Source organism: Roseimaritima sediminicola (genome assembly GCF_009618275.1).
Lineage (GTDB): Bacteria > Planctomycetota > Planctomycetia > Pirellulales > Pirellulaceae > Roseimaritima > Roseimaritima sediminicola.
Genome location: NZ_WIAD01000136.1, coordinates 1 through 899, shown reverse-complemented (window position 1 = coordinate 899; position 899 = coordinate 1). Strand labels below are relative to the sequence as shown.

Genomic DNA, 899 nt, shown 5'->3' with positions numbered 1-899 from the left:
TTAGAACGTGTTTTAAAAAGCCGTTTTCGACCTCGCCAGCCGCCTGGACATGAGGTCAATCATGGCAATGTACATTACAGCTTCACTGTTCTCGGTCAATCGTTCATAGTCTTTCGATAGGCGACGATGTCTGTTCATCCACGCGAAAGTTCGCTCGACGATCCAACGCTTCGGAAGCACTACGAAGCCTTTGATGCCGACGGGACGCAAAACGGTTTGTAGAATGACTTGGCAACGTTCCTGTGCCCATTGGGGAAGCCCCTGTTTGCCGTACGCACTGTCAGCAAAAACGACCTTGAGTCGGCGATATGTCTCCTTGATTCGATGGAGAACAAAATGCCCGCCCTCGTAGTCCTGCAAGTCAGCGGAGTGCACGACCGCCACCAGCAACAGCCCAAGTGTGTCGACCGCAATGTGTCGCTTGCGCCCTGTGATCTTCTTTCCGCCGTCAAAGCCGCGTTGCTCGCCACCTTCGGCCGTGCGGACGGACTGGCTGTCGACAATCGCCGCCGTTGGCGTGGGCTTCCTTCCATGGGCTTTGCGAACCAGCTCTCGAAGTCGGTCATGAATGCGTTTCCACGTGCCATCCAATCTCCATTTGCGGAAGATTCCGTAGACGGTGTTCCAGTTCGGGAAATCCGACGGGAGGTATCGCCACTGGCAACCCGTCCGGTTCCAGTAGAGGATGGCGTTGATGACAGCGCGTCGATCAATCGGCTTTCGCCCTCGTTTTTTCGGCTTTGGCAGCAGTTTCCTGATCAACTGCCATTGTTTGTCGGTGAGGTTGCTGGCATATTCCTTCTGATTCGACATCGCTACAGCTCCTTCCTTGGGATTGATTTGCACCCGGAGCTGTAGCGATTTTTATGCGCTCATGGCAATTTCAAAACACGTTCTTA

Annotated in this window: 1 protein-coding gene; it reads right to left on the bottom strand. The window is 53.8% G+C overall.

The annotated features are described in order from the left end of the window. Positions 1-12: 12 nt before the first annotated feature. Positions 13-813 carry an IS5 family transposase gene (locus GE027_RS22615; protein WP_153559498.1) on the bottom strand — a complete coding sequence of 267 codons (801 nt, stop codon included), beginning with the start codon at positions 811-813 and terminating at the stop codon, positions 13-15. Positions 814-899 lie beyond the last annotated feature (86 nt).

Excerpts from the sequence above, each read along its gene's own strand:
- GE027_RS22615 (WP_153559498.1), bottom strand. The coding sequence starts at position 813 with ATGTCGAATCAGAAGGAATATGCCAGCAACCTCACCGACAAACAATGG.